The sequence below is a fragment of the Acidobacteriota bacterium genome, from assembly GCA_030949985.1.
Classification (GTDB): Bacteria; Acidobacteriota; Polarisedimenticolia; order J045; family J045; genus JALTMS01.
Genome location: JAUZRX010000028.1, coordinates 70,870 through 93,389 on the forward strand (window position 1 = coordinate 70,870; position 22,520 = coordinate 93,389).

The 22,520-nt window shown below is 66.3% G+C and carries 19 protein-coding genes; 6 read left to right on the plus strand and 13 right to left on the minus strand.

Annotated features, from left to right (window positions below; translation table 11 throughout):
- Positions 1-67: 67 nt before the first annotated feature.
- The 12 genes from had to Q9Q40_09045 are packed head-to-tail and all read right to left on the minus strand — an operon-like array spanning position 68 to position 13,261.
- Positions 68-1,138 carry a 6-hydroxycyclohex-1-ene-1-carbonyl-CoA dehydrogenase gene (gene had / locus Q9Q40_08990; protein MDQ7007356.1) on the minus strand — a complete coding sequence of 357 codons (1,071 nt, stop codon included), beginning with the start codon at positions 1,136-1,138 and terminating at the stop codon, positions 68-70.
- Positions 1,139-1,168: 30 nt separating this feature from the next.
- Positions 1,169-1,948, minus strand: coding sequence for an acyl-CoA dehydratase activase (locus Q9Q40_08995; GenBank protein MDQ7007357.1), 780 nt, complete (start codon positions 1,946-1,948; stop codon positions 1,169-1,171).
- Positions 1,945-4,215, minus strand: coding sequence for a 2-dehydropantoate 2-reductase (locus Q9Q40_09000; protein ID MDQ7007358.1), 2,271 nt, complete (start codon positions 4,213-4,215; stop codon positions 1,945-1,947). Before Q9Q40_09000 ends, Q9Q40_08995 begins: the two co-directional genes overlap by 4 nt.
- Positions 4,216-4,224: 9 nt before the next feature.
- Positions 4,225-4,995 (minus strand): enoyl-CoA hydratase/isomerase family protein, encoded by a 771-nt coding sequence (locus Q9Q40_09005; protein MDQ7007359.1) that lies wholly within the window; start codon positions 4,993-4,995, stop codon positions 4,225-4,227.
- Positions 4,992-5,459, minus strand: a complete 468-nt coding sequence (locus tag Q9Q40_09010) for an OB-fold domain-containing protein (GenBank protein ID MDQ7007360.1) — start codon at positions 5,457-5,459, stop codon at positions 4,992-4,994. Before Q9Q40_09010 ends, Q9Q40_09005 begins: the two co-directional genes overlap by 4 nt.
- A 2-nt stretch (positions 5,460-5,461) precedes the next feature.
- Positions 5,462-6,616, minus strand: a complete 1,155-nt coding sequence (locus tag Q9Q40_09015) for a thiolase domain-containing protein (GenBank protein MDQ7007361.1) — start codon at positions 6,614-6,616, stop codon at positions 5,462-5,464.
- A gap of 14 nt (positions 6,617-6,630) precedes the next feature.
- A complete protein-coding gene (gene fabG / locus Q9Q40_09020) occupies positions 6,631-7,380 on the minus strand; it encodes a 3-oxoacyl-ACP reductase FabG (GenBank protein MDQ7007362.1) in 750 nt (249 codons plus the stop codon).
- A 24-nt stretch (positions 7,381-7,404) separates the two neighbouring features.
- The gene (locus tag Q9Q40_09025; protein ID MDQ7007363.1) at positions 7,405-8,280 is read right to left on the minus strand and encodes an XdhC/CoxI family protein; all 876 of its coding nucleotides are present in this window, start codon (positions 8,278-8,280) and stop codon (positions 7,405-7,407) included.
- A complete protein-coding gene (locus Q9Q40_09030) occupies positions 8,273-8,902 on the minus strand; it encodes a nucleotidyltransferase family protein (GenBank protein MDQ7007364.1) in 630 nt (209 codons plus the stop codon). The genes Q9Q40_09025 and Q9Q40_09030 overlap by 8 nt, the downstream gene beginning before the upstream one ends.
- Complete coding sequence (locus Q9Q40_09035) at positions 8,899-9,507, minus strand: TetR/AcrR family transcriptional regulator (GenBank protein MDQ7007365.1); 609 nt, start codon at positions 9,505-9,507, stop codon at positions 8,899-8,901. The genes Q9Q40_09030 and Q9Q40_09035 overlap by 4 nt, the downstream gene beginning before the upstream one ends.
- A 26-nt stretch (positions 9,508-9,533) precedes the next feature.
- Entirely contained in the window at positions 9,534-12,362 is a 2,829-nt protein-coding gene (locus Q9Q40_09040; protein ID MDQ7007366.1) for a molybdopterin-dependent oxidoreductase, read from the minus strand.
- On the minus strand, positions 12,359-13,261 hold the full coding sequence (locus tag Q9Q40_09045) for a xanthine dehydrogenase family protein subunit M (protein MDQ7007367.1): 903 nt from the start codon (positions 13,259-13,261) through the stop codon (positions 12,359-12,361). The genes Q9Q40_09040 and Q9Q40_09045 overlap by 4 nt, the downstream gene beginning before the upstream one ends.
- A 435-nt stretch (positions 13,262-13,696) precedes the next feature.
- On the opposite strand from Q9Q40_09045, the gene Q9Q40_09050 reads away from it, so the two are divergent.
- From Q9Q40_09050 to Q9Q40_09075, 6 genes are all read left to right on the plus strand, one after another.
- A complete protein-coding gene (locus Q9Q40_09050; GenBank protein MDQ7007368.1) occupies positions 13,697-14,092 on the plus strand; it encodes a hypothetical protein in 396 nt (131 codons plus the stop codon).
- 97 nt (positions 14,093-14,189) lie between these two features.
- Positions 14,190-15,548, plus strand: a complete 1,359-nt coding sequence (locus tag Q9Q40_09055) for a TolC family protein (GenBank protein MDQ7007369.1) — start codon at positions 14,190-14,192, stop codon at positions 15,546-15,548.
- Positions 15,545-17,002, plus strand: a complete 1,458-nt coding sequence (locus tag Q9Q40_09060; GenBank protein MDQ7007370.1) for an efflux RND transporter periplasmic adaptor subunit — start codon at positions 15,545-15,547, stop codon at positions 17,000-17,002. Before Q9Q40_09055 ends, Q9Q40_09060 begins: the two co-directional genes overlap by 4 nt.
- 7 nt (positions 17,003-17,009) lie before the next feature.
- Entirely contained in the window at positions 17,010-20,138 is a 3,129-nt protein-coding gene (locus Q9Q40_09065) for a CusA/CzcA family heavy metal efflux RND transporter (protein MDQ7007371.1), read from the plus strand.
- Between the two features lie 37 nt (positions 20,139-20,175).
- A complete protein-coding gene (locus Q9Q40_09070; GenBank protein ID MDQ7007372.1) occupies positions 20,176-20,703 on the plus strand; it encodes a DUF3347 domain-containing protein in 528 nt (175 codons plus the stop codon).
- A 63-nt stretch (positions 20,704-20,766) separates the two neighbouring features.
- A complete protein-coding gene (locus Q9Q40_09075; GenBank protein MDQ7007373.1) occupies positions 20,767-21,855 on the plus strand; it encodes a hypothetical protein in 1,089 nt (362 codons plus the stop codon).
- Here Q9Q40_09075 and Q9Q40_09080 read toward each other — a convergent pair.
- On the minus strand, positions 21,839-22,435 hold the full coding sequence (locus Q9Q40_09080; protein MDQ7007374.1) for a DNA-3-methyladenine glycosylase I: 597 nt from the start codon (positions 22,433-22,435) through the stop codon (positions 21,839-21,841). The genes Q9Q40_09075 and Q9Q40_09080 overlap by 17 nt on opposite strands.
- Positions 22,436-22,520: the final 85 nt, after the last annotated feature.

Below are 22,520 nucleotides of genomic sequence, written 5' to 3' on the forward strand. Positions count from 1 at the left end.
GTGAAATCCCGCGGGGAGAAGGACTCGCCCTTTCCCCCCGACCGCATGCGAGCCGAAGGATCCGCCTTCAGGGAACCAGCACCACTCGGCGGGTCAGCTCACCGGCGTGGGCTGCGCGAAAGACTTCGTTGATCTCGTCGAGGCTGCGGCGTTCGACGAAGGGATCCAGCTGAATCTTCCCCTCGCCGACCCAGTCGAGAACCTCGGGGTAGAGTTCCGGATCGCAGCCCCAGTTGCCGAAAGCCGTGGCATCGAAGGCCATCAGGTTGCTCAGCCGCAGTTCGAGACGGGCCATGGTGAAACCCACGACGGCCAGGGTGGCACCGAAACCGAGCAGACTAAAGGCGGTCTCCTGGCCGGGACGGGTTCCCGAGGTCTCATAGATCTTCCACAGGTGACCCGGAGCGCCGAGTTTTTTCGCCTCCTCCCGCACAGCCTTGCGGATTTCCTTGACCGACAGGCCGCTGACGTCGATCACGGCCGCCGCGCCCGACCGCCGGGCCGTCTCCAGCTTGGCGGCGTCCACGTCGAGGGCGATCACCGTCGCCCCCACCGCCGCGGCGATCTGCACGCCGTGGATGCCGATGCCGCCGGCGCCGATGAACACCGCCAGGTCACCCCGGGCCAACCCCGAGCGACGCACGGCCTGGAAGGGCGTGGTGACGGCGTCGGAAACCACGGCGAGCTGCCACAGCTCCGCTCGGGACAGCACCTTTTCACTCACGGGGCAGACATAACGCGCAGGCACGGTGACGTGGGAGGCGTAGCCACCGTGGCGGTCGTTGCCCGGCATGATCTGCTTGCGGCAGATGCGGCGCTGGCCCGCCCGGCACAGCTCGCATTCCCCACAGGAAAGCACCGCCGGGACCACCACCGGTGCGCCGGCGGGCAGACCCTCGACCCCCGGGCCGGCCGCGTCCACGGTGCCCGAGATCTCATGTCCCAGGGTCAGGGGCAGCTCGGCACGGGTCTGCACCCCGTGGTAGAGAAACGACAGGTCCGTGTGGCAGACACCGCAGCCGGCGACCTCCACCACCACCTCTCCGGCGCCGGGCTCTTCCAGGGGCCGTTCCCGCTTCTCGAAAGGCTTTTCCTGGGCCATCATCATCCAGGCCTGCATCGTCTTCTTCCCGCTCATCTCTTTTTCTCCTCGAGCAACCCCGGTCGGCTACCTGCCTTCCAGGGCCAGAAGCGCGGCGCCGAGAGCTCCCGTGAATATCGGTGCCGGCGAAACGTCCACCTTGGTTCCACACAGACCTTCAAGACCTTGGGCCACCCCCGGGAAGTACTCCGGCACCCCCCCCGTGAACACCACCGGCGATTCCAGGTCACCGAGTTCGAAGATCCGCTCGGCGATCGAATGCATGCAGCCGAGAGCCACTTCTTCGCGGGTAAAACCGTCCCGCAGGCGCTCGAGCAACTCCGAACCGGAGAAGACGGAGCAGTAACTGCTGATCGGCGCGGGCTTGTCCGCCGACGCGGCCAGCTCTTGCATACGGGTGGGATGAATGTCCAGGTGTCGGGCGGCGAAAATCAGGAAGGTCCCGATACCCACCGCACACTTGCGCACGCTGCGGGCCCCCAGGCGTTTGCCTCGAGCACCGACGTGGATCGCACGGGGTTCGCGCCCACCGAGATCGATCAGGGTCATCTCGTGACTCCTGTGCTCGAACGCCCCGCGGGCGTGACAGGCGGTCTCGGAAATCGTCGCGGTCGCGTCTCCCACGCAGCCCGCGCCGAAGCCCGTGGCGCAGGTGGCGTCCACGTCTTCCCGGGTCACCCCTGCGTCATCGAGCGCCGCACGCAGGGCCTCCTCGATGCAGGCCTCGAAGTAGCCCCGAGTCGGGACCACGGCCCGACCCCCGGGTTTCCCCGCGGCATCGACGATGACGACCTTCACGCATTCCGTGCCGACATCGATGCCGGCCGCGATTTCGACGTTGCTCAACAGGCACCTCCCACTTCCTGCTGCGACTCGATGAAATCCCTGAGCTGACTGTTGAGGCGATCCATGGAGAACAGCCGCAGATCGTGACTGTCGGCCTCGAGAATCAACGAGGGCAGACCCGTCGTTCTCCGCATCTGGACCTCGAGCCCATGCCGCACGTTGCTGTGCTCGGGGCAGGTTCGATCTTCGTGGTAGACCACCGCGTCGACGCCGTAGGCCTCGAACTCGGCCGCCAGATGCTCACTCTTGAAGGCGTCCGACCGATTGGGAAAGATGCTGGTGTAGGCCAGGGCCATGCTCTCGATGGGATTGTCCGGGTCGAGACCCGCCAGGTCGAAATTGCCGAAGAAACTGGATGCCACCACCGCGACCCGCGTCTCGAGGAAGAGTCGCGCCAGGGGCCGCAGAGCGCACCAGATGGGTGGACCTTCCCAGTAGAAGCGGAAGCGCTCGCCAGGCACGGCGGCCATCTTCTCCGCCACCCGCTGTTCGATCTCCGCCTTGAGGATCCGGTAGTACTCCACGGCCTCCGGCGTGCCCCGCATGAGGATCATCGGCCCCAGGTGAATCAGCAGGTCGAAGACGGTCACAGGCGAGGGGACGGTGCGGGCCAGGCCGAGGATCTCGGCCCACAGAGCCGAGGCCTGGGCGGAGTACTGCACGATCTCCGCCAGCCGGTCGATATCGAGCTTCTCGCCGGATACTTCCTCGAGGCGCCCGGTCAAGCGCATCATCTGCTGACCGGCGGCGTCCACCTCGATCCGCCCCACTTCCCCCAAGGCGGCGGGTGGGTGCAAACCGAAGACGGGAACCTGGAAACGCGTGCCGTAATACTCGAACCAGCGAATCAGGCTGTGACCATTGTTGGTGCTGTAGACCACCACGTCGGGATGGGGCGGCCCCGCGATACCGTGGGCCGAAACCAGCGGGCTGTGCCCGGCCAGCAGGGCGCCGATGTCGCAGGCCATCCCTGAATTGACGAATTGCGAGAAACCTTCCGCCAGGGCCCGGGGGATGTAGCGCCCGGAAAGGCGGCTGGCGGCGATCAGCGCCGCGTGGTTTTCGGGAAAGTACGGGGTGAAACCCAGGGCCCGAACGATTTCCACCGGCCCCATACCCGAGCAGCAGGCGATCTTGCGCGAAGGATCGTCTGCCGCCTCCTGGAGCTTGCGGAAGCTCTCCCGCACCATCTCCTTGAGCTTGGGCGCCGTCTCGAGGGGTACCCGACCCGAAGGCATGCCGCCGCCGATGGCCATCCCCGTAGGCAGCATCCGCGGCATCGGTTCAGCCTTCTGCCGTTTCTTGGTCTCCTCGAGAGTCCTGGTGATCTCCTGCCTCCGGAGGATCTTCTGGCGCTCTCGGGAATGAATGAAACGCACCAGGGCGCCGTTGTGTGGCGCCGGCAGGCCGAGCCGGCAGGCCTCCTCGTAGATCGCTCCGTTGATCGCATCGACCTCTGTCCGCGCTCCCCGGGCCAGGTCCTGCCACATGGACGGACGGTTCTTTCCAAGCGCTTTGAGCGAACCGATCACCGGCCGGAAGGGATCTTCCTCATCGACGATGGGAACTCCGTGGGCCCGCATCACGGCGATGATCTCCATGCACAGGTCACGCATGAAGGCCATCAGGTCCTCGTCGGCCAGCATCTCGCGGCAGCTCAACCCCGTGACAGCGGAAACGGGATTGACCACGGCGTTGTGCAACAGCTTCTGCCAGGTGACGTGATCGACGTTTTCGACCACATCCGTATCCAGCCCGGCGCGGCGGAAGACGGCGCCGATTTCCTCGATCTCCGGGGTGATGCGGCCATCGTAGGGAGCGATCTGAATCGGTTTGATCCCGGGGCGGTAGCGCAAACGGTTGGGGCCGGTGTGCTGCACACTGTGGTAGGTGATGCCGCAGAGAACTCGCTCGGGCCCGATGATCCGCGCCATGGTATCCGTGTTGCCGATGCCGTTCTGCAGAGAGAGCACGCGGGTCGTCGCTCCGATCACAGGCATCACGCCCCGAACGGCGGCCTCGGTCTGGTAACTCTTGACCGAGACGAAGACCAGGTCGACGGGTGCGAGCCCTTCCACGGTGGTCACGACATTCAGCTTCACGCAGCGCTCAGCTTCCCCTTCCCGCGAAATGAACAGTCCTGTCTCACCGAGCAGGCGGGCCCGGGCCGCGTTGATCTCTACCATCACGGTGTCTTCGCCGGCCTCCGCAAGGCTCGCTCCCACGAGACCACCCAGGGCGCCGGCACCCACAACCAGAATACGCATGATGAACTCCTAGCGGTTCTTCCACCTGGGGCGGCGCTTTTCGAAGAACGAAGCGATACCTTCACGCACGTCTTCGGTGACCATCAATTCGTCGAGGAAAACCTGTTCGGCTTCCCTGCGTGCCGGCTCGAAAGGCACGGCGGCGAGCCGGCGAACGAGCCGCACGTTCATCCGGAGCACCAGCGGACTGGCGCAGCGAAAATCCTTGAGCTTGGACTCCATCCCCGCTTCGAGATCATCGTCGGCGACGACTCCCGAGACCAGGCCCCAGCGTTCCATGTCGAGCGCGCTGTAGGCCCGGCCCGAGCAGGTGATCTCGATCGCCTTCTGCACACCGACCAGCTTGGGCAGCCAGGCCACGCCCACCGGGGCGAAAAATCCGAGGCGTATCTCCGGCTGCCCCAGGGTGGCCGACTTCGTGGCCACCAGGACGTCGGCCATCATCGCCAACTCGAAGCCCGCGCCCAGGGCCGCGCCGTGAACACCCATCACCACCGGCAGGTCCAGTGAACCGAAACACTCGAACATGCGGCTGAAGGCGCCGATCATCTCCGGCGCCTGCTCGGGACGATGTTCGCCCACGTCGGCCCCGGCGCTGAAGGCCTTCCCCCGGGCAGAAAGGGCGACCGCCTTGAGAGAACGATCCGCACGCGCCTTCTCGAGACAGCCGGTGATCTCGTTCATCATCGCGGCCGTCAGGATGTTCAGCGGCGGCGCATCGAGCACCAGGTAGGCCACGTCATCCCGAACCGAATAATCCACCAGCGCCTTGTCGCTCATCGCTCCTCCCCTCGGGTCGCTGTCCCGCGCCCCGCGTCAGCACCTTCCGCCCGCTCCACGAAGAGCAGGATGCGGCGCTCGTCTCCTTCGCCTCGACTCCGAATTACGATGCGCACCCTCTCGCCCATGACCGGAGGACAGCGCGCGAAACACGGGCCGACCGGCGCGAGCAGCCTTCCACCACCGCTCATTTCCACCAGGGCCAGGGTGAACGGCCCCCCGTGCTCGAAACCCGCGGGAAGGGCGTGAATCGTCGTGTACGAAACCAGCCGTCCTACGGGATCGACCGCCTCGAGAGTAAACTCGCCGCCCAGGCAGGCGGGACAGTCGGCCCTCGGCGGCAGGGCCACCACGCCGCAACCGGCGCAACGCGAAGCGGTCAGCTCACCGGCCTCGAGGCGCTCGACGAAGGGGCCGACCCGTGTGTGCCGGGTAAAGCCAACCGTGCCGAAGCGCTCGAACATCTCTACTCCCCCCTGTACACGTTGACGAAACAGTACTGGCCGATACCGCCCACGTTGTGGGTCAGGCCCACCCGCGCGCCCTCCACCTGCCGCTCGCGGCATTGTCCGCGCAACTGGCGCACGATCTCGCAAGCCATGGAGACGCCGGTGGCGCCGATCGGATGCCCCTTGGCCTTGAGTCCCCCGTCGACGTTCACCGCCACCCCCCCGCCGCGGTAACTCCGACGCTCGGCGACGAAGCGCCCGCCCTGGCCCGGTTCGCAGAATCCCAGGTCTTCGTAGGCCAGAATCTCGGCAATGGTGAAGCAGTCGTGAACCTGGGCCACGTCGATGGCGTCGGGACCGACGCCCGCCATGGCGTAGGCCTGCCCGGCGGCCCGGCGTGCCGACGGCAGGGAGGTCAGCTCTTCGCGGCGCAACACCGACATGGGCGCGGTGGCCGCACCCACGCCGACGAGCCATACGGCCCGGCGCCCCAGGCGATGCGTGGCCGACTCGGTGGCCAGTAACACGCAAGCCGCACCGTCGGCATTCGCGCAACAGTCGAAGACCCGCAGCGGTTCGGCCACCGGGGGGGAGGCCAGCACCTTGGCCCGGTCGACCTCCTTGCGGAACATCGCCTTGGGATTCATCGCGCCGTAGTGGTGGTTCTTGATCGCCACGTCGGCGAGTTGCTCCCGCGTGGTACCGTAGAGCTGCATGTGCCGCTCGGCGAACAGGGCGTAGTAGCCGGGAAAGGTGCTGCCGAACACCGACTCCCACTGCACATCACCGACCCGGCCCATCAGGGCCAGGATCTGCGCCGTTTCCAGTTCGGTCATTTTCTGGCAACCGATGACGGCGACGACGTCGTAGAGGCCGGCCCGCAGCGCCGTCCAGGCGCTGTGGATCGCCGCCGAGCCTGAAGCGCAGGCCGCCTCGGTCAACCAGGTCGGCCGAGGGTTCAGACCCAGGTACTCCTGTACGACGCCGGCCACCGATCGCTGCTGGTGGTACTCGGGGACGGCCGCGATCCAGCTCGCCTCCACCACGGAGGGTTCGATGGCGGCCTCAGCGACGGCCTCGCGCCATGCCTCGAAGGCCAGCTCCTGAACCGAGGCATCGTCTCGCACCCCGAAGCGGGTGTGACCGGTGCCGATGATGCCGACTCTCTCCATCACGCCATCCCCGATCAGAGGTACTGCCCACCGTCGACACGAATCACCTGGCCCGTCAGGTGTCGAGCACGCTCCGAGCAGAGAAAGGCGACGAGCTGGGCCACGTCTTCCGGATCCGCCAACCGGCCCAGCAGGCTTTCCTCACGCGCCCGCCGCAGGATTTCCTCCGGCAGGTTCTTCGCCATCTCGGTCATCACCATGCCCGGCGCGACCACGTTGACGTTGACGCCATGGCGCCCCAATTCGCGGGCCAGGGTCTTGCACAGGCCCACCAATCCCGCCTTCGACGCGGCGTAATTGGCCTGGCCGAACTTGCCTCGCAGGCCATTGATCGACGAGACGGCGACGATCTTTCCCGATTCCCGCCCGCGCAGGATCGGGGCGGCCGCCCGGGCAAAATTGAAAGCACCCTTGAGGTTGACCGCCAGCACCAGGTCCCAGTCTTCCTCGCTCATCTTCCAGCTCACCCTGTCGCGGGTGACACCGGCGTTGCAAACAAGGATGTCCAGCCGCCCCAGCCTTTCCACCGTGTCCTCCACGGCGCGGCGAGCGGCGTCGGCGTCGGCCACGTCGGCCTCGAGGGCGAGTGCGGTCGCACCGGCCTGGGCCAACCGCGCCGCCAGGGGACCCAGGTCCTTGTTTCCCGGCCTGTCCACCAGGGCCAGGCGCGCGCCCTCCCGGGCCAGCGCCTCCGCGATCGCCGCGCCGATACCCCGACCGGCGCCCGTGATCACCGCCACCTTCCCCTGGAGTTCGAGATCCATGGTGCCCGTTCCCTTCCCCGGCCCTCAGGCCGGTCCATCCACCGACCGCATGCCGCGAACTTCCTTGCGGCCATGACGCACGGCCTGGAGTTCCGCGGCGATCGAAATGGCGATTTCACCCGGCGAACGCCCACCGAGATCCAGGCCGATCGGCGCGTGAACCCGCCCGAGCGATTTCCGCGAAGCCGGGTCCCCTCCCACCGCATCGAAAACCTGCCGCACCTTGGCCCGGCTGCCGATCATGCCCAGGTAACGCCAGGGGCGGTGCAGGCACGCGCGCAACACCGCCTCGTCCTGGCGATGGCCGTAGGTCACGATGACGGCGTAAGTCCGCAGGTCGAAGTCGAGGCCCGCGATGACCTCCTCGAAGGCTCCGGTGAGGGTTCGCACCCCCGGCGCTTCGGCTCCCGGGGGCGGGTAGCCGGGCCGATCGTCGACCAGGGTCACCAGAAAGCCGGCCGCCGCTGCCATGGGGGCCAGGGCCAGGCCGATATGGCCGGCACCAAAGATATACAAACGCGGCGGGGAGGGCGTGGGCTGCACGAAGAATTCACTCTTCCCCAGGCAGGCCTTCTCCAGGTTCTGCTCGGGTCCTCCGGAGAAATCGTAGCGCAGCCGCCGGGGCCGGCCGTCTTCGATCGCTTCCCGGGCGTGGGCCGCCAGCAACAGCTCGAGGCTACCCCCTCCCACCGTGCCCACGATGCCGCCATCCCCGCGCACGGTCATCGCGGCGCCCATGCCGCGCGGCGCTGATCCCTCCGCACCGATCACCGTGACCAGAGCGCCGGGCAAGCCCTCCCGCGCCAGGCGCAGGAATTCTTCGTAGGGTGCCAGGTCGAGGGACTCCCGCCGGTCGCCGGCGGCGACCAAGGGATCGCGGGAGGATCCGCGCTCAGCCATGATCCACCTCCGTCTCGACGGTCGTCGCCGGCGGGCGGGTCTCGAGGAAACACCGGTAGTCGAGGGGAGTGTTGAGATTATCGAGGACCGCGGGATCCCATACCGACACCGTCACCCGGCCTCCCGGTGCCGCTCGCACCCACTGCCGGAGGTTTCCCTCCGCCTCGGCGCCGGCCATCGCGGCCACTACGCTACCCGGGAGGATCACCGGATGGCCGCAGCGTGCGCCATGGCGCGGCACGACGCTGGCATCCGGACGCTCCCGCGCTTCCTCGACCAGGGCCCGCAAAGTCCTCACTGCGACCGCCGGGCAATCCACCGGCCAGAGCAGCAGGGGTTCTCCCCGTGCCCAGCGGGCGGCTACCTGCACCGAGGAGAAACGCCCCGCCGCATGGTTCGCGTTGTGCGCCACATCCACGCGGAGGCGCAGCGCCGACGCTTCGATCTGCCGGCGACCGGCGCCCGTGACCACCGCGATGCGCTCGAGACCCGCGCCGCGCAGGGCCGCGATCATGTGCTCGAGCAGCGGTTTGCCGTTCCAGGGCAGCAGGGCCTTGGGCCGCCCCATCCGGGAGGAGGCGCCGGCCGCTGTGATGGCGGCTACCGGCAACCGGAGGTTCACGACTGCCGCCCCCGCAAGCCGTCGAGAACGAAATCGGTCATTTCCCGGGCCAGTTGCTCGGGTCCGCAATCCCGTCCAGGCCGGTACCACATGAAGACCCAGTTCAACATGCCGAAGAGAAAGAGCGTGGCATGACGCACCGGGGCCGCCTCACGCACGGAGCCGGGACGCACACCCATCACTTCGGCGATGACGGCCACGCCCAGTGCGAAGTAGCGCCGACGCAGCGTCTCGATTTCCTGGTACTTCTCACCGGAGAGGGAATCCAGCTCGTAGGTACAGACCTTCAGCTCGTCGGCGTGCTGCACGTAGAACGCCAGGTGACAATCGATCAGGCGTCTCAAACGGCTTGTGGCATCTCCACCACGGGCCAGATGCTCTTCCTGGAGGCGCAGCAGTTCGGAGAAGGTCCGCCGCTGAATCTGGAAGAGCAGGTCTTCCTTGCTCTTGAAATAGTAGTACATCCCCGCCAGGCTGAACCCCGTCTCGCGGGCCACGTCCCGCATGGTCGTCTGGCTGTAGCCTTGGCGGGCCATCAGGGCCGCGGCCCCACCGAGCAGGCGTTCGTACTTCTCGCCGCGACGCGCTTTCGGATGATGAGACATCGATCCACCTGCCGAAAAATCACCCTTCATCGTTGCTCCTGCCTGAGCTCTTTCAGGGCCTGCAGAATCTTCTCCGGTGTGATGGGCAACTCCGTGACGCGTACGCCGCAGGCATCGTAGATGGCGTTCGCAATCGCACCCAGCACCGGCAGCAGGGACCCCTCCCCGATTTCCTTGGCGCCGAAAGGCCCCCGGGGCTCGTAGCTCTCCACCGCACCGGAGTGGATTTCGGGCGTCTCGTGGATCGTGGGCACCAGGTAGTCGTGCAGGTTGGGATTGACCAGCTTGCCGCCTTCGCCGACAACAGTGTCTTCCATCAGCGTCTCGCCGAGTCCCATGATGATCGCCCCCTCCACCTGGCCGTGGAAGGTGACGGGGTTGACTACCGTGCCGGCATCGGAAAAGTCGATGAATCGGTCCACGGTGACATAGCCCGTCTCTTCGTCGACAGTCACCTCGCAGACAGCCGTCGAGAAGCTGTAGGCGGGAGAAGTGCCTACCGTACTTCCCTTGAAGCCGCCTCCGAGGTTTTTCGGCGGGCGATAGTGCCCCTTACCCACCACCGGGCCGCCCTGGGCGAAGGCCTTGCGGCCGGCCTCGGCCCAGTCCATGCCCACCGCCGGATGCTCGGCGATGTAGATGCGGCCGTCCCGGGCGGTCAGGCTGCCCGGATCGCAGCCCAGTTCGTCGGCCGCCACGCGGAAGAGCTGCCGCTTGACCTGGGCCGCGGCCATCTTGACCGCGTTACCGGCCATCAGGGTCACCCGGCTCGAGTAGGAGCCCAGGTCGAGCGGCGCGAGGACGGTGTCACAGTCCACCATCCACACCTGGTCGTAGGGAATTCCCAGCTCCTCGGCGGCGATCTGGGTCAGGACCGTATCGGAGCCCTGGCCGATCTCCGCCGCGGCGATGTGAAGAGAAACCCCCGTGGCGTCCTCGTGAACCCGGATCACCGCGTTGGAGTGGGGAAAGTCGGAGCGGTAGATGGGGTAGCCGGCGCCCGAGACGAAACCACCGCAACCCACACCGATTCCCTTGCCCCGGGGCAGGCGGCCCTTCTTCTCTTTCCACCCGGAGCGCGCCTCGGCCTGGTCGAGAGTGGCCTTGAACTCACAGGAGGAGATGTCGAGGGCGTTGCACGTGCGGAAACCGGGCTCCATGGCGTTTCGCCGGCGAATCTCGAAGGGATCGAGCCCCAGGTCCTCGGCTATGGTGTCGAGCAGGGACTCGAAAGCGAAGCGCGGCTGCGGCACACCATGGCCGCGGAAAGCCCCCGAAGCCGGCAGGTTGGTGTAGACCCGAACCCCGCTGTAACGGTAGTTGGGGATCTTGTAGAGCGTGGGCACCATCGAGCCGGCGTAGTAGGCGGTGATCACACCGAAGGAAGTGTAAGCCCCTCCATCGAGAACGATGTCGGACTTGACGCCCAGGATCGTTCCGTCCTTTTTGACGGCGATCTCCAAGTCCATGTACTGCTTGTGACGACCACGAAAGTGGAGGTACATCTCTTCGCGGGAGTACTCCATCATCACCGGACGACCCGTGATCCTGGCCAGAATCACGGCGCACAGGTCGAGGGGCGTGGTTTCCGCCTTGCCGCCGAAGCCGCCTCCGATGGCCGGACGAATCACGCGGATCTGCCCCATGGGAATGCCGAGGGTGCGCGAGACCATCTGGTGCACGTAGTGGGGTACCTGTGTCGCGCTCCACAAGGTGACCTTGTCGCCATGGTGTTCCCAGCGAGCCAGGGCGGCATGGGGCTCCATCGGGCTCTGGTAGGTGCGGTTGCCCACGAAGCGCTGGCGGCGCACGTGATCCGCCTCGGCGAAGGCCTTGTCCACATCACCGAAATCCCATTCGACCCGCGTGTTGATGTTGTTCGCGTAGCGCTCCTTTTCCGGGTGGACCAGGGGAGCGCCGGGCTTCATGGCCTCGAAGGGATCGAACACCGCCGGCAGTTCTTCGTACTCCACGTCGATCAGCCCCAGGGCCTCGATGGCCGTCGCCTCGTCGACGGCCGCCACCGCCGCGACCTCGTCGCCTACGTAGCGCACCCGTTCCTTGGCCAGGATCTGCTCGTCGTAACGGGCGGGACTGACGCCGTACCAGGTATCGGGGACGTCCTGCCCGGTGATCACGGCCAGCACTCCGGGAAGGGCCCTGGCCCTGGAGGTGTCGATGCGCTTGATCAGGCCGTGGGCGATGGGGCTGGTGAGGATCTTGCCGTAGATCATGCCCGGCAGCTTGAGGTCCGCCGTGTACTTGGCCCGGCCGCAGACCTTGTCGGGGCCGTCGTAGCGGGTCACGCCGTGGCTGACCACGGCCAGGTCCCGCTTCTGCTCCCGCTCGTCGTCCCGGGGTGGGCGGGTATCGAGGGGCGCGCCCTCCTGCTCTTTCCAGCCCTGGATCGCCCGGATCAGTCTTGGGTAGGTACCGCAGCGGCAGATGTTGCCCCCCAGGGCCTCCTTGATCTCGCCCTCGCCGGGGTCCGGCGTGCGGTCCAAAAGCGCGGCGGCGGACATCAACATGCCTGGAGTGCAATACCCGCATTGCAGGGCCCCGTGCTTGACGAAGGACTTCTGCAAGGGGTGCAACTCGCTCCCCCGGGCGAGTCCCTCCACGGTGGTCACCTCCCGCCCGTCGGCCTGCACCGCCAGCACGAGACAGGAGTTGACCGGCTTGCCATCGAGCAGAACCGTGCACGCCCCGCAGTCGCCCATCTCGCAACCCTTCTTCGTGCCGGTCAGGTCGAGATGGTTGCGCAGGGCTTGCAGGAGGGTGGTGCTGGGCTTGACTCCCAGGGTGTGGGAGGTGCCGTTGACGTTGAGGCGAATCAGGATCTCGTTGCCGCTCATCGCAGCCCCTCCCAGCGGTAGCGACCGCGGCCCTCGGCCCGCGCGGCCGCTTCCGCCAGGGCGCGTCGGGTCAGAACAGCGACGATCTCACGGCGGTACTCCACGCTGCCTCGAATATCCGAGATCGGTTCAGCCGCCTCGGCGGCCACCCGGCCGGCCTGCTCGAGCAACCCCTCGTCGAGGGCCTGGCCCGCCAGCACCCCGGAACAGTCTCGAACGATCAGGGGAACCGGCGCCACCGCCCCGAGCACCACGTCGGCGCTCTCGACGCGGCCCCCGGCCAGCACCACCCGCGCGGCCACCGAGGCCACAGCCAGGGCCAGGCCGCCGCGCAGGGTGAAACGTTGGTAGCAGGCTCCCGCACCGGGCGGTTGAGGAGGAATCGCCAGCGCCAGCATCACTTCGTCGGGCCGACGACAGGTCTTCCGCGGCCCGACGAAGAACTCGGTCGCCGGTACGCGACGCTCGTTCTCGCCGTCCGAGAGCAGGACCTCCGCTCCGGCGGCGACACAGATCGGTGGTGTGTCCGCGCAGGGAACCGCCCGGCAGAAGTTGCCTCCCAGGGTGCCCTGGTTGCGGATCTGCACGGCGCCCAGCATACCGGTCGCCTCGGCCAGGGCCGGGAAGAACTCCCGCACCAGCGGTGACGTGGCCACCTCGGCCAGGGTGCACAGGGCCCCGATGCGCAGGCAGCCGTCTTCCTCCCGGCGGATGCCCCGCAGATCGGCCAGCCCGCCCAGGGCGACCAGGTGACGGGCCGTTTCCCGGCCGCGCTTGAGGTCGGGCAGCAGGTCGGTGCCGCCGGCGACGAAATGCACCCCCGGCCCCAATTCCCGAAGCAAGGCGACCGCCTGGGCTATCGAATCTGGACGGTGATAGACGAAGTCATCCACTCGCATGGCTTGCTCGCATGGCGCGAAGTTGCGCGGGTCCCGGAAAACCCGGGGAAGGTGGCTGGATCACGAACCGAACGAACGTTCGACAGGATACCCCAGAGAGCCGCGGCAGAGCAACGGGGCCCGGAGCTACGAACGGTTCCGCCTCCAGCGCAGCCCCCGGCCCGAACCTGGGGCACCGGGCCGGTGGCGGCGCAGCCATGCCCCCTTCCGGCTGTCTCGAAGCGAAACGGCGGAACGACGCCCGGGACCCCGAGGCCCCTGGACACGACGCGCATCGCGCCGCACCGATTCCGTGTTGCCTGGTGCGACCCTCGAACCCGTGGGTTCACACAACGCTGCAGTCGCAACCGGGGCGCGCGTCGGCGCGGAGTGCCGCGCCTTGCCCCCCCGTGCCGGGCCTTGCTCCCCCGGCGGCATGGTCGCATACTCCCAAGCATGAAACGTTGGCTCATCATCCTGCTGATCGCGGCGAGCGTCGCCCCGATGACCTTGGCGGGAACACTGTTCGACTGCACGCGCGACGCTTGCCCGCCGGGCTGCTGCGGCAGGATCGACGCCAACGACAAATCCACTTCAGGGATCGACGCGCAACCTCAACCCTGCTGTTGCCCCTGTGGCCTGAGCCAGGGAAGACTCCCCCGCTCGCTGGACGCCGAACCCGGAACCCTCCCGGCACCGTCTTCCGGCACCGAACTCGGCCTCGCCCTCGAAAGCGCCCCACGGGCTTCCAGCCCGTCGTTGCCGGCCTTTTGCGCCAACGGTGAACGGGACCTGCCACCGGCCTCCTACGACCCACCCGCCTATTTGCGGCTCTGCAGCTTTCTCTCCTGAGATATTCGGACAAGTCGCCATCGCCGTTCGCTGATGCAGCGACCGGATCGATTGCATTTCGCAATACGCGTGACTCGTCTCGTTCCAGGAGATCAACATGTCTTTCGCAGACCCACGCTTCACCGCCAGGCTGCTGCTCCTGCTTGCGCTGGTGCTCCCCCGGCCATGGTTCCCCGCCCGCGCCGAAGTCGCCGCAGGGGCGGTGCAGGAGCTGATCGACTCGGCTCCCAGCGCCGCGGAAAACGCTCTCTTACAACAGATTTACAGTGACAACCCGGCCATCGCCCGGGCCCGCGCCCAGGCCGCCGCCCTGGCCGAGCGCGGCCCGCAGGCGGGCACGCTACCGGATCCCACGCTGGGCCTGGCGGCTTTCCTGTTGCCCCCCGAAACCCGTACCGGACCCCAACGCATCAGCGCAACCCTCGGCCAGCGGATCCCCTGGAAGGGCAAGCTTTCCCTGCGGGAGGACGTCCAGCGGGCCCTGGCGGCCTCTGCCCGGGCCCGGGTCGACGAGATCGCGCTGCAGAAGATCACCCAGGCGCGGCGACTGCTCACCCGCATCGCCTTCATCGATGTCTCCAAGCGCATCGTCACTGAAGACCTGAACACCCTCGAAGAGTTCGAGCACCTGGCCCGCTCCCGCTATGCGACCGGTAGGGGCCCCGCCCAGTCGCCGATCAAGCTTCAGGCGGAAATCACCCGGGACCGTACGCGTCTGCTCGAGCTCGACCGACAGCGCGCAGCTCTCGTCACCGAGGTCAACGCCCTGCGGGATCGTCCGGGGAGCGAAGAACTGCCGCCTCTGCGACTGGCGCATCCGCACGAGAAGTTGCCCTCCCCCGAGCAGCTTCGCGCCCTGGCCGTCGCCCGTCATCCGGCGGTTCTAGCCGGCCGGGAAACCATCAACAGCACCGAGCATCGCGTGGCCCTGGCCCGTAAGGACTACCGGCCTGATTTCTCCGTCGGCATGACCTACACGGTCGTCGACCGACGCCAGGACTGGGCCGGGAGAATCGCGCCCCCCGCCGACAGCGGCGAGGACATTCTCGGCGTCGCGGCGACGATCAATCTGCCGATTCGCAAGCGACGCCTCGATGCCGGCGTGCGAGAGGCCCTCGAAGCACGGACGGCGGCTACCGCGGACCTGGCATCGACGGTCCTCGATATCGAGCGTCGACTCCATGCGCGCCTGGCCGAACACCCGCCACTGCTGGCCCAATGGCATCTCCTCGGACAGGTGCTGTTGCCTCAGGCCGAGGAGTCCCTGGCCAGCGCCCGCTTCGGCTACGAAACCGGACATGCGGACGTTCTCGACCTGCTGGACGCCGAACGCATCCTGCTCGAAGTCCGACTCGGCACCAAGCGTGCCGTAATGCAGCTGCAGCTCCTGCTCATCGATATCGAGGAGGCCATCGCCGGCCCGCTGGCGATCGCCGATGAAGGGGATCAAGCATGATCAACGAGACTTCACCCAAGCGCTCGAGGGGGCCGTGGATCGGCCTGATCACGGGAGTCGTCATCGGAGCGTCGCTTGCCGGGGCTCTTTTCTTCACTCCTCTCGGCAAGTCCTTGACCGGCGCCTCCACCGACCACGCTCACGCCGGCGAAGCCGGCGATGGGCAGCTCTGGACCTGCGGCATGCATCCCAACGTCATCCAGGACGAACCGGGAACTTGCCCCATCTGCAGCATGGACCTGGTTCCCCTCAGGCAAGGGAACCCGTCGGCCGGCGGGGCCGCACCCGGTTCCGGTGAACGCAAGATCCTCTTCTACCGCAACCCGATGGATCCCACGATCACCTCGCCGGTTCCCGCGAAGGACTCGATGGGCATGGACTACGTTCCGGTCTACGAGGACGAAGTCGACCAGGCCGGCGGAGATGGCGCCACCGTCCACATCGACCCCTCGGTGCAGCAGAACATGAACGTCATCATCGAACCCGTCCGGCGCCGCGATCTCCGCCGTCCGATTCGCACGGTCGGCTACCTGGACTACGACCAGGAGAATATGGTCTCGGTCACGACCAAGTACGAGGGCTTCGTCGAGCGCACCTGGGTCAACTACATCGGCCAGGAGGTCAAGAAGGGCGAGCCCCTCTTCGAGGTCTATTCCCCCGAGCTCGTGCAGACCGAGGAAGAGCTTCTCTCGGCTCTCGACTACGCCCGGCGCATGAAGCGCACCTCGGCCACGGCGGCGGCCCGCGCCCGGGCCCTGGTAGAAGCCGCCCGCCGACGCCTGCGCTTGTGGGACATCACCCCCGCACAGATCGCCGAGCTGGAGCAGACCGGCAAGGTCTTCAGAACCCTCAAGGTCGTCGCCCCGGCCGGCGGCATCGTCATGCGCCGCATGCCCGGACTCGAAGGCATGGCCATTCGACCGGGCATGGAATTGATGCATATCGCCGACCTCACCTCCCTGTGGCTGAACGTGGAGGTCTTCGAGAGCCAGCTCCCCTGGATCGACATCGACCAGCGCGCTTCGATCGTTTTGAACTATTTCCCCGGCGAGCAGTTCGAGGGAAAGGTGCGCTTCATCGAACCCTCCGTCACCGAGCGCACCCGCACGGTCACCCTGACGCTCCAGGTGCCCAATATCGCCTCCAAGCTGCGTGTCGGCATGTACGCCACGGTACACTTCCAGCCCATCGTGGCCCGCAACGCCATCGCCGTCCCGTCGCACGCCGTGATCCGCACCGGAACCCGCAACATCATCGTGGTCTCCCTCGGCGAGGGCCGTTTCGCTCCCCGTGAAGTCGAACTCGGCGCCGAGGGTGAAGGCTGGGTCCAGGTGGTCTCGGGCCTGACCGACATGGACCGGATCGTGACCTCTTCGCAGTTCCTGATCGATTCCGAATCCAGTCTCCAGGAGGCGATTCAGAAGCTTATTGCCGCACGCAAGTCGGGAAAGTGAGGCGGTCATGCTCAACAAAATCATCGAATGGTCACTGCGCAACCAGTTTTTCGTCGTCGTCGCGGTGATCTTTGCCATCGTCGCCGGATTCTGGGCCATCAACTCGATCCGCCTCGATGCGATTCCCGACCTCTCCGACGTGCAGGTCATTATCTACACCCAGTACCCGGGACAAGCCCCCCAAGTGGTCGAGGACCAGATCACCTACCCACTGACCTCGAAGATGCTCGCAGTGCCCTACGCCAAAGTCGTGCGTGGCTACTCGTTCTTCGGTTTCAGCTTCGTCTACGTGATCTTCGAGGACGGTACCGACCTCTACTGGGCGCGCTCGCGGGTTCTCGAGTACCTTTCCGGACTGTCCAGCCAGTTACCGGCGGGAGTGACGCCCGAGCTCGGCCCCGACGCCACCGGCGTCGGCTGGGCCTTCATGTACGTCCTCAATTCCGACCAGCACTCCCTGGCCGACCTGCGCAGTATGCAGGACTGGTACTTGAAATATGGGCTGATGTCCGTGGAAGGTGTTTCCGAGGTGGCCTCCATCGGCGGCTTCGTACGCCAGTACCAGGTCGAGATCGATCCCGTCAAACTGCGCGCATATGACATTCGCCTGCAGAAAGTGATCCAAGCCATCAAGCGCTCGAACAACGACGTGGGGGGACGTCTGATCGAGATCGCCGAACGCGAATACATGGTGCGCGGCCTGGGATACATCCAGGGAATCCGCGATCTCGAACGCATCCCCCTGGGTGTCGGCCCGGGAGGGACACCGATCCTGCTGCGCGATCTGGCCCACGTGACGATCGGGCCGGAAATCCGCCGTGGGCTGGCCGAATGGAACGGCGAGGGAGAGACCGTCGGCGGTATCATTATCGTCCGCAGCGGAGCCGACACGCTCTCGACGATCGACCGTGTCAAAGAGCGGCTGGCGGAACTCAAGCAAGGTCTCCCCGAGGGCGTGGAAATTTCCGTAGCCTACGATCGCACCGGGCTGATCCACCACTCGCTGAAAACTTTGACATCCACGCTCATCGAAGAATCCATCATCGTCGCACTCGTGTGCATTCTCTTTCTCTTTCACATCCGGTCGGCATTCGTCGCCATCATATCGATTCCGATCTCTTTGCTGCTGGCGTTCATCGTCATGCGCCTGCAAGGCCTCGGCGCCAATATCATGTCCCTCGGAGGCATCGCGATTTCCATCGGAGTTCTCGTGGACGCCTCGATCATCATGGTCGAGAACGCTCACAAGCACTACGAGGAATGGCGGGGTAAACGCAGCCATTTCGAGATCATCCTCCGCTCCGCCCAGGAGGTGGGACCGACCCTCTTCTTCTCGCTGCTGGTGATCACGGTCTCCTTCCTGCCGGTCTTCACCCTGCAAGCCCAGGAAGGACGCCTCTTCAAGCCCCTGGCCTTCACCAAGACCTACGCCATGGCGATGTCCTCCATCGTCGCCATCACCATCATTCCCATCCTCATGTACTGGTTCGTCCGCGGCAAGATCTTCAGCGAGGAACGGCACCCGGTTTCCCGTGTTCTGCGGTTCATCTACACGCCGGCCCTCAACCTGGCACTCAAGTTCCGCTGGCTGGTGGTCTTTCTCGCCGTCCTGGCGGTCGGCTCCGTCTGGTACCCGATGCAACGCATGGGATCCGAGTTCATGCCTCCCCTGTGGGAGGGCGACCTGCTCTACATGCCCACGACTTTCCCCGGGCTGTCGATCACCAAGGCCAAGGAAATCCTCCAGCAAACGGACCGCATCATTCGCACTTTTCCGGAAGTCGATTCGGTGCTGGGCAAGATCGGCCGCGCTGAAACCGCGACCGACCCGGCCCCCCTGTCGATGATCGAGACGACGATCCGCCTCAAACCCCGGTCGGAATGGCGGCCGGGCATGACGAAGGAGAAGCTCGTCGAGGAGATGGATCGAGCGATCCAGTTTCCAGGGCTGACCAACGCTTGGACGATGCCGATCAAGACCCGCATCGACATGCTGTCCACCGGCATCAAAACGCCGATCGGTATCAAGATCGCCGGCCCCGACCTCCTGACACTCGAGAAGATCGGCCAGCAGGTGGAGGCTGCGGTGCAGGATCTTCCGGGCACCCTTTCCGCTTATGCCGAACGGGTCATGGGAGGCAGCTACATCGACTTCGACATCGACCGCGAAGCCGCCGCCCGCTTCGGCCTGACCGTCGGTGACATCCAGGACGTGATTCGCTCCGCCGTCGGCGGTATGAACGTGGCCTGGACGATCGAGGGACTCGAGCGCTACCCGATCAACGTGCGCTATCCCCGGGAACTGCGAAACGATCTGACCAACCTGCGGGAGATCCTGGTCGCGACTCCCACCGGGGCGCAGGTGCCGATCTCACAACTCGCCACCATCTGGGTTCGGCAAGGTCCCCCCAGCATCAAGTCGGAGAACGCTCGCCCCAACGCCTGGGTCTACGTGGATCTTCGCGGGATCGATGTCGGAACGTGGGTGCAGCGGGCCAAGCAGGCGGTCGAGGAAAACGTCGATCTGCCTACCGGCTACACGATCTTCTGGTCGGGACAATACGAATACATGGAGCGGGCCAAAAAGCGCCTGGTCGTCATCGTCCCCATCACGCTCCTCCTGATCTTCATCATTCTCTACTTCAACACCAACTCGTTGATCAAGACCGGCATCGTTTTGCTCGCAGTGCCGTTCTCCATCGTCGGTGCGGTGTGGCTGCTCTACTTCCTGGGCTACAACTGGTCGATCGCCGTCTGGGTCGGCATGATCGCACTGGCGGGTCTCGACGCGGAAACCGGCGTGGTGATGCTGCTCTACCTGGACATCGCGTGGGAGCGATGGAAGGCCCGCGGGGAGATGAACACGCGCGCCGACCTGGTGGCCGCGGTCGATCACGGAGCGGTCCAGCGCATCCGCCCCAAGATGATGACCGTCGCTGCGACGCTCTTCTCTCTGGTACCGATTCTCTGGGCGACGGGAAGCGGCGCGGATGTCATGCGTCGTATCGCCGCGCCCATGATCGGCGGCGTCGTCACCTCTTTCGTCGGCGAGTTGATCGTCTATCCGGCTGTTTTCTTCATCTGGCGATCGATGGGCCTCGGCTCGATCCGCAAATCGGTTTCTCCTGACCACTGAATCACAACGGCGGCCCCGCGCCGCCCGGAGGCACAACATGAAAACCAAAGTCGCCCTGATCACGATCCTGGTTCTGACCCTGCTCCCCGCCGCCTGGGCTCACGGAGACAAGCACGGCGAGCACCACAAGATGAAGAAAACGGCCTTTTCCGAGTTCATCGAGCACTACGAGGCGATCCGCCTGTCCTTGCTCTCGGACTCCCTGGACGGCATTGGAGAGCACGCTCGGGCGATCAGCAAGCGCGCACGGCGCCTGGCCAGCGCCTTCGACGCCGAGACGGCCGGCGTGGCCGACGACAAGAGCGCCGCGATCAAGGCGCTGCTGCCGAAGCTCCGCGAGCAGGCCGATGCCCTGGCCGGGTCGAAGGATCTCCGCTCGGCGCGCGATGCGTTCGCCCCACTCTCCGAATCGTTGGTCAGCTACCGCGATGCCGCGACGGGTGACAAGCCGGCCGTGGCCTTCTGCCCGATGGCCAAGCGTTCCTGGCTGCAGCCCAAGGGCCAGATCGGCAATCCTTACGGCGGCACGAAAATGCCCCGTTGCGGACAGTTCGTCAAGAACTGAAACGTCGCGCGGGGGAGGGGTCCTGCACAGGACTCCTCCCCCGATCCACCGGAGGGCGTCGCCATGGAATGGCTCGAATCCGTTTCGTCTCTGCCCAACTTGCACCCCGCACTGGTGCACTTCCCGATTGTCCTGCTGGTGTTGGCAGCCGGCCTGGACGCGGGCTCGGTCCTCGTCCGCCGCTGGGCTTCCTGGAACTCCCTCGCTTCGGCCGCCTACCTGCTCGGGGCAGTGAGCGCATGGGCGACATTCTTCTCCGGCGATCACGCCGCCGACGAACTCGGCATGGTTCCCGCCGCGGCCCAAGCGGCCCTGGCCCGTCATGCCGACCTGGCGTGGTGGCTGGTGGCCCTCTCCACGGTCGTGGCCCTGGCCAAGGCGGCCCAACTCAGTGGGATCGCCGCCATGGCCGTCACCCGCCGCCCGGCCTTCAAGGCGGCCTCCTGCGTCCTGGGACTCGGCGCCGTCGCCATGGTCGGCTTGACGGCCGATCGGGGCGGGGCCCTGGTCTACCGACACGGCCTGGCCGTATCTCTCTCGCAAGGCCCGGAACGCGCTGCTTCCGCAGGCGCCACCCCGCCCGAAACCACCGAGTCTCCCGTCACCATCGACGAGGACGGAACTCTCGAATGGGTCCCGGGCGCCGGATCCTCCCTCGGGGGTGCCCTCGAGTGGGCCGACCCGGCCATGGCCTCCAAGGCCCGAGTCGTGGCCGGTGATCGGCGGCCGGGCGCGCTGCTCGAGGTGCACGGACGCGCCGTTTTGCTCTTCTCGCCGGACTATGGCGATCTGCAGGCCGAGTGGCGTGTCGATCTTTCGGAGTTCGAGGGACAGGTCGCCGTTGTGCACCACTTCGTCGACACGGACTCTTTCGCCTCCTTCACCCTCGATACCCGCAGCGGCAAGGCGCGGCTCGAACAGGTCGAGGCCGGCAAGGTCGCCGTTCTCGACGAGCAGGCCTTCACGCCGCAGGAGGACGACGCCGCCTCGACCCTGGCCGTTTCCAGCGTGGGCTCCCACCGCAAAGGCTTCGTCAACGGCGACCTGGTCGTCCATGGTCATGCGGCCGCCCGTTCCCCGGGACCGGCAGGCCTGCTGCTCGACGGCGAAGGCAGGGTCCGCATTCTGGAAGCGGCTATGTTTCCCCTTTGAGCTGCCGGTAGCGGAAACAACTCACCAGGTGGTCGTTGACCATGCCGGTGGCCTGCATGTGGGCATAGACGATGGTCGGACCGACAAAGCGGAAGCCACGCCGTTTGAGATCGCGGCTGATCGTCTCCGACAGCGGCGTCGAAGCCGGTAACTCCGAGACGTTCCGCCAGCGATTCTGAAGCGGTCTCCCATCGACGAAGGACCAGATATACGCGTCGAAGCTGCCCCACTCTTCCTGCACCTTCAGGAAGGCCCGTGCGTTGGAGATGCTGGCCTCGATCTTCAGGCGATTGCGAATGATCCCGGTATCCGCAAGGAGGCGTCGCACGCTGGAGGCTCCGAAGCGGGCCACCTTCCGGGGGTCGAACCCCCTGTAGGCCCGCCGGTAGCCCTCACGGCGCTTGAGGATCGTCAGCCAGCTCAGGCCCGCCTGGGCCCCCTCGAGGACGAGAAATTCGAAGAGCTTGCGGTCGTCGTGTACCGGCACGCCCCACTCCCGGTCGTGGTAGGCCACGTAGACCGGATCCCGACCGCACCAGGGGCACCGTGGCGTCTCGCCGGACCGGGCCTCGTCACTCATGGAATCCTCCTCGGGCGAGCATACTACCGCGGTCGGGCAGGTCGGCCGGCCGTAACCCCCACGCGCGACAAACAAAATTTCCCGG

Excerpts from the sequence above, each read along its gene's own strand:
- had (MDQ7007356.1), bottom strand. The coding sequence starts at position 1,138 with ATGAGCGGGAAGAAGACGATGCAGGCCTGGATGATGATGGCCCAGGAA.
- Q9Q40_09000 (MDQ7007358.1), bottom strand. The coding sequence starts at position 4,215 with ATGCGTATTCTGGTTGTGGGTGCCGGCGCCCTGGGTGGTCTCGTGGGA.
- Q9Q40_09005 (MDQ7007359.1), bottom strand. The coding sequence starts at position 4,995 with ATGAGCGACAAGGCGCTGGTGGATTATTCGGTTCGGGATGACGTGGCC.
- Q9Q40_09010 (MDQ7007360.1), bottom strand. The coding sequence starts at position 5,459 with ATGTTCGAGCGCTTCGGCACGGTTGGCTTTACCCGGCACACACGGGTC.
- Q9Q40_09015 (MDQ7007361.1), bottom strand. The coding sequence starts at position 6,616 with ATGGAGAGAGTCGGCATCATCGGCACCGGTCACACCCGCTTCGGGGTG.
- fabG (MDQ7007362.1), bottom strand. The coding sequence starts at position 7,380 with ATGGATCTCGAACTCCAGGGGAAGGTGGCGGTGATCACGGGCGCCGGT.
- Q9Q40_09025 (MDQ7007363.1), bottom strand. The coding sequence starts at position 8,280 with ATGGCTGAGCGCGGATCCTCCCGCGATCCCTTGGTCGCCGCCGGCGAC.
- Q9Q40_09035 (MDQ7007365.1), bottom strand. The coding sequence starts at position 9,507 with ATGTCTCATCATCCGAAAGCGCGTCGCGGCGAGAAGTACGAACGCCTG.
- Q9Q40_09040 (MDQ7007366.1), bottom strand. The coding sequence starts at position 12,362 with ATGAGCGGCAACGAGATCCTGATTCGCCTCAACGTCAACGGCACCTCC.
- Q9Q40_09045 (MDQ7007367.1), bottom strand. The coding sequence starts at position 13,261 with ATGCGAGTGGATGACTTCGTCTATCACCGTCCAGATTCGATAGCCCAG.
- Q9Q40_09050 (MDQ7007368.1), top strand. The coding sequence starts at position 13,697 with ATGAAACGTTGGCTCATCATCCTGCTGATCGCGGCGAGCGTCGCCCCG.
- Q9Q40_09055 (MDQ7007369.1), top strand. The coding sequence starts at position 14,190 with ATGTCTTTCGCAGACCCACGCTTCACCGCCAGGCTGCTGCTCCTGCTT.
- Q9Q40_09060 (MDQ7007370.1), top strand. The coding sequence starts at position 15,545 with ATGATCAACGAGACTTCACCCAAGCGCTCGAGGGGGCCGTGGATCGGC.
- Q9Q40_09065 (MDQ7007371.1), top strand. The coding sequence starts at position 17,010 with ATGCTCAACAAAATCATCGAATGGTCACTGCGCAACCAGTTTTTCGTC.
- Q9Q40_09070 (MDQ7007372.1), top strand. The coding sequence starts at position 20,176 with ATGAAAACCAAAGTCGCCCTGATCACGATCCTGGTTCTGACCCTGCTC.
- Q9Q40_09075 (MDQ7007373.1), top strand. The coding sequence starts at position 20,767 with ATGGAATGGCTCGAATCCGTTTCGTCTCTGCCCAACTTGCACCCCGCA.
- Q9Q40_09080 (MDQ7007374.1), bottom strand. The coding sequence starts at position 22,435 with ATGAGTGACGAGGCCCGGTCCGGCGAGACGCCACGGTGCCCCTGGTGC.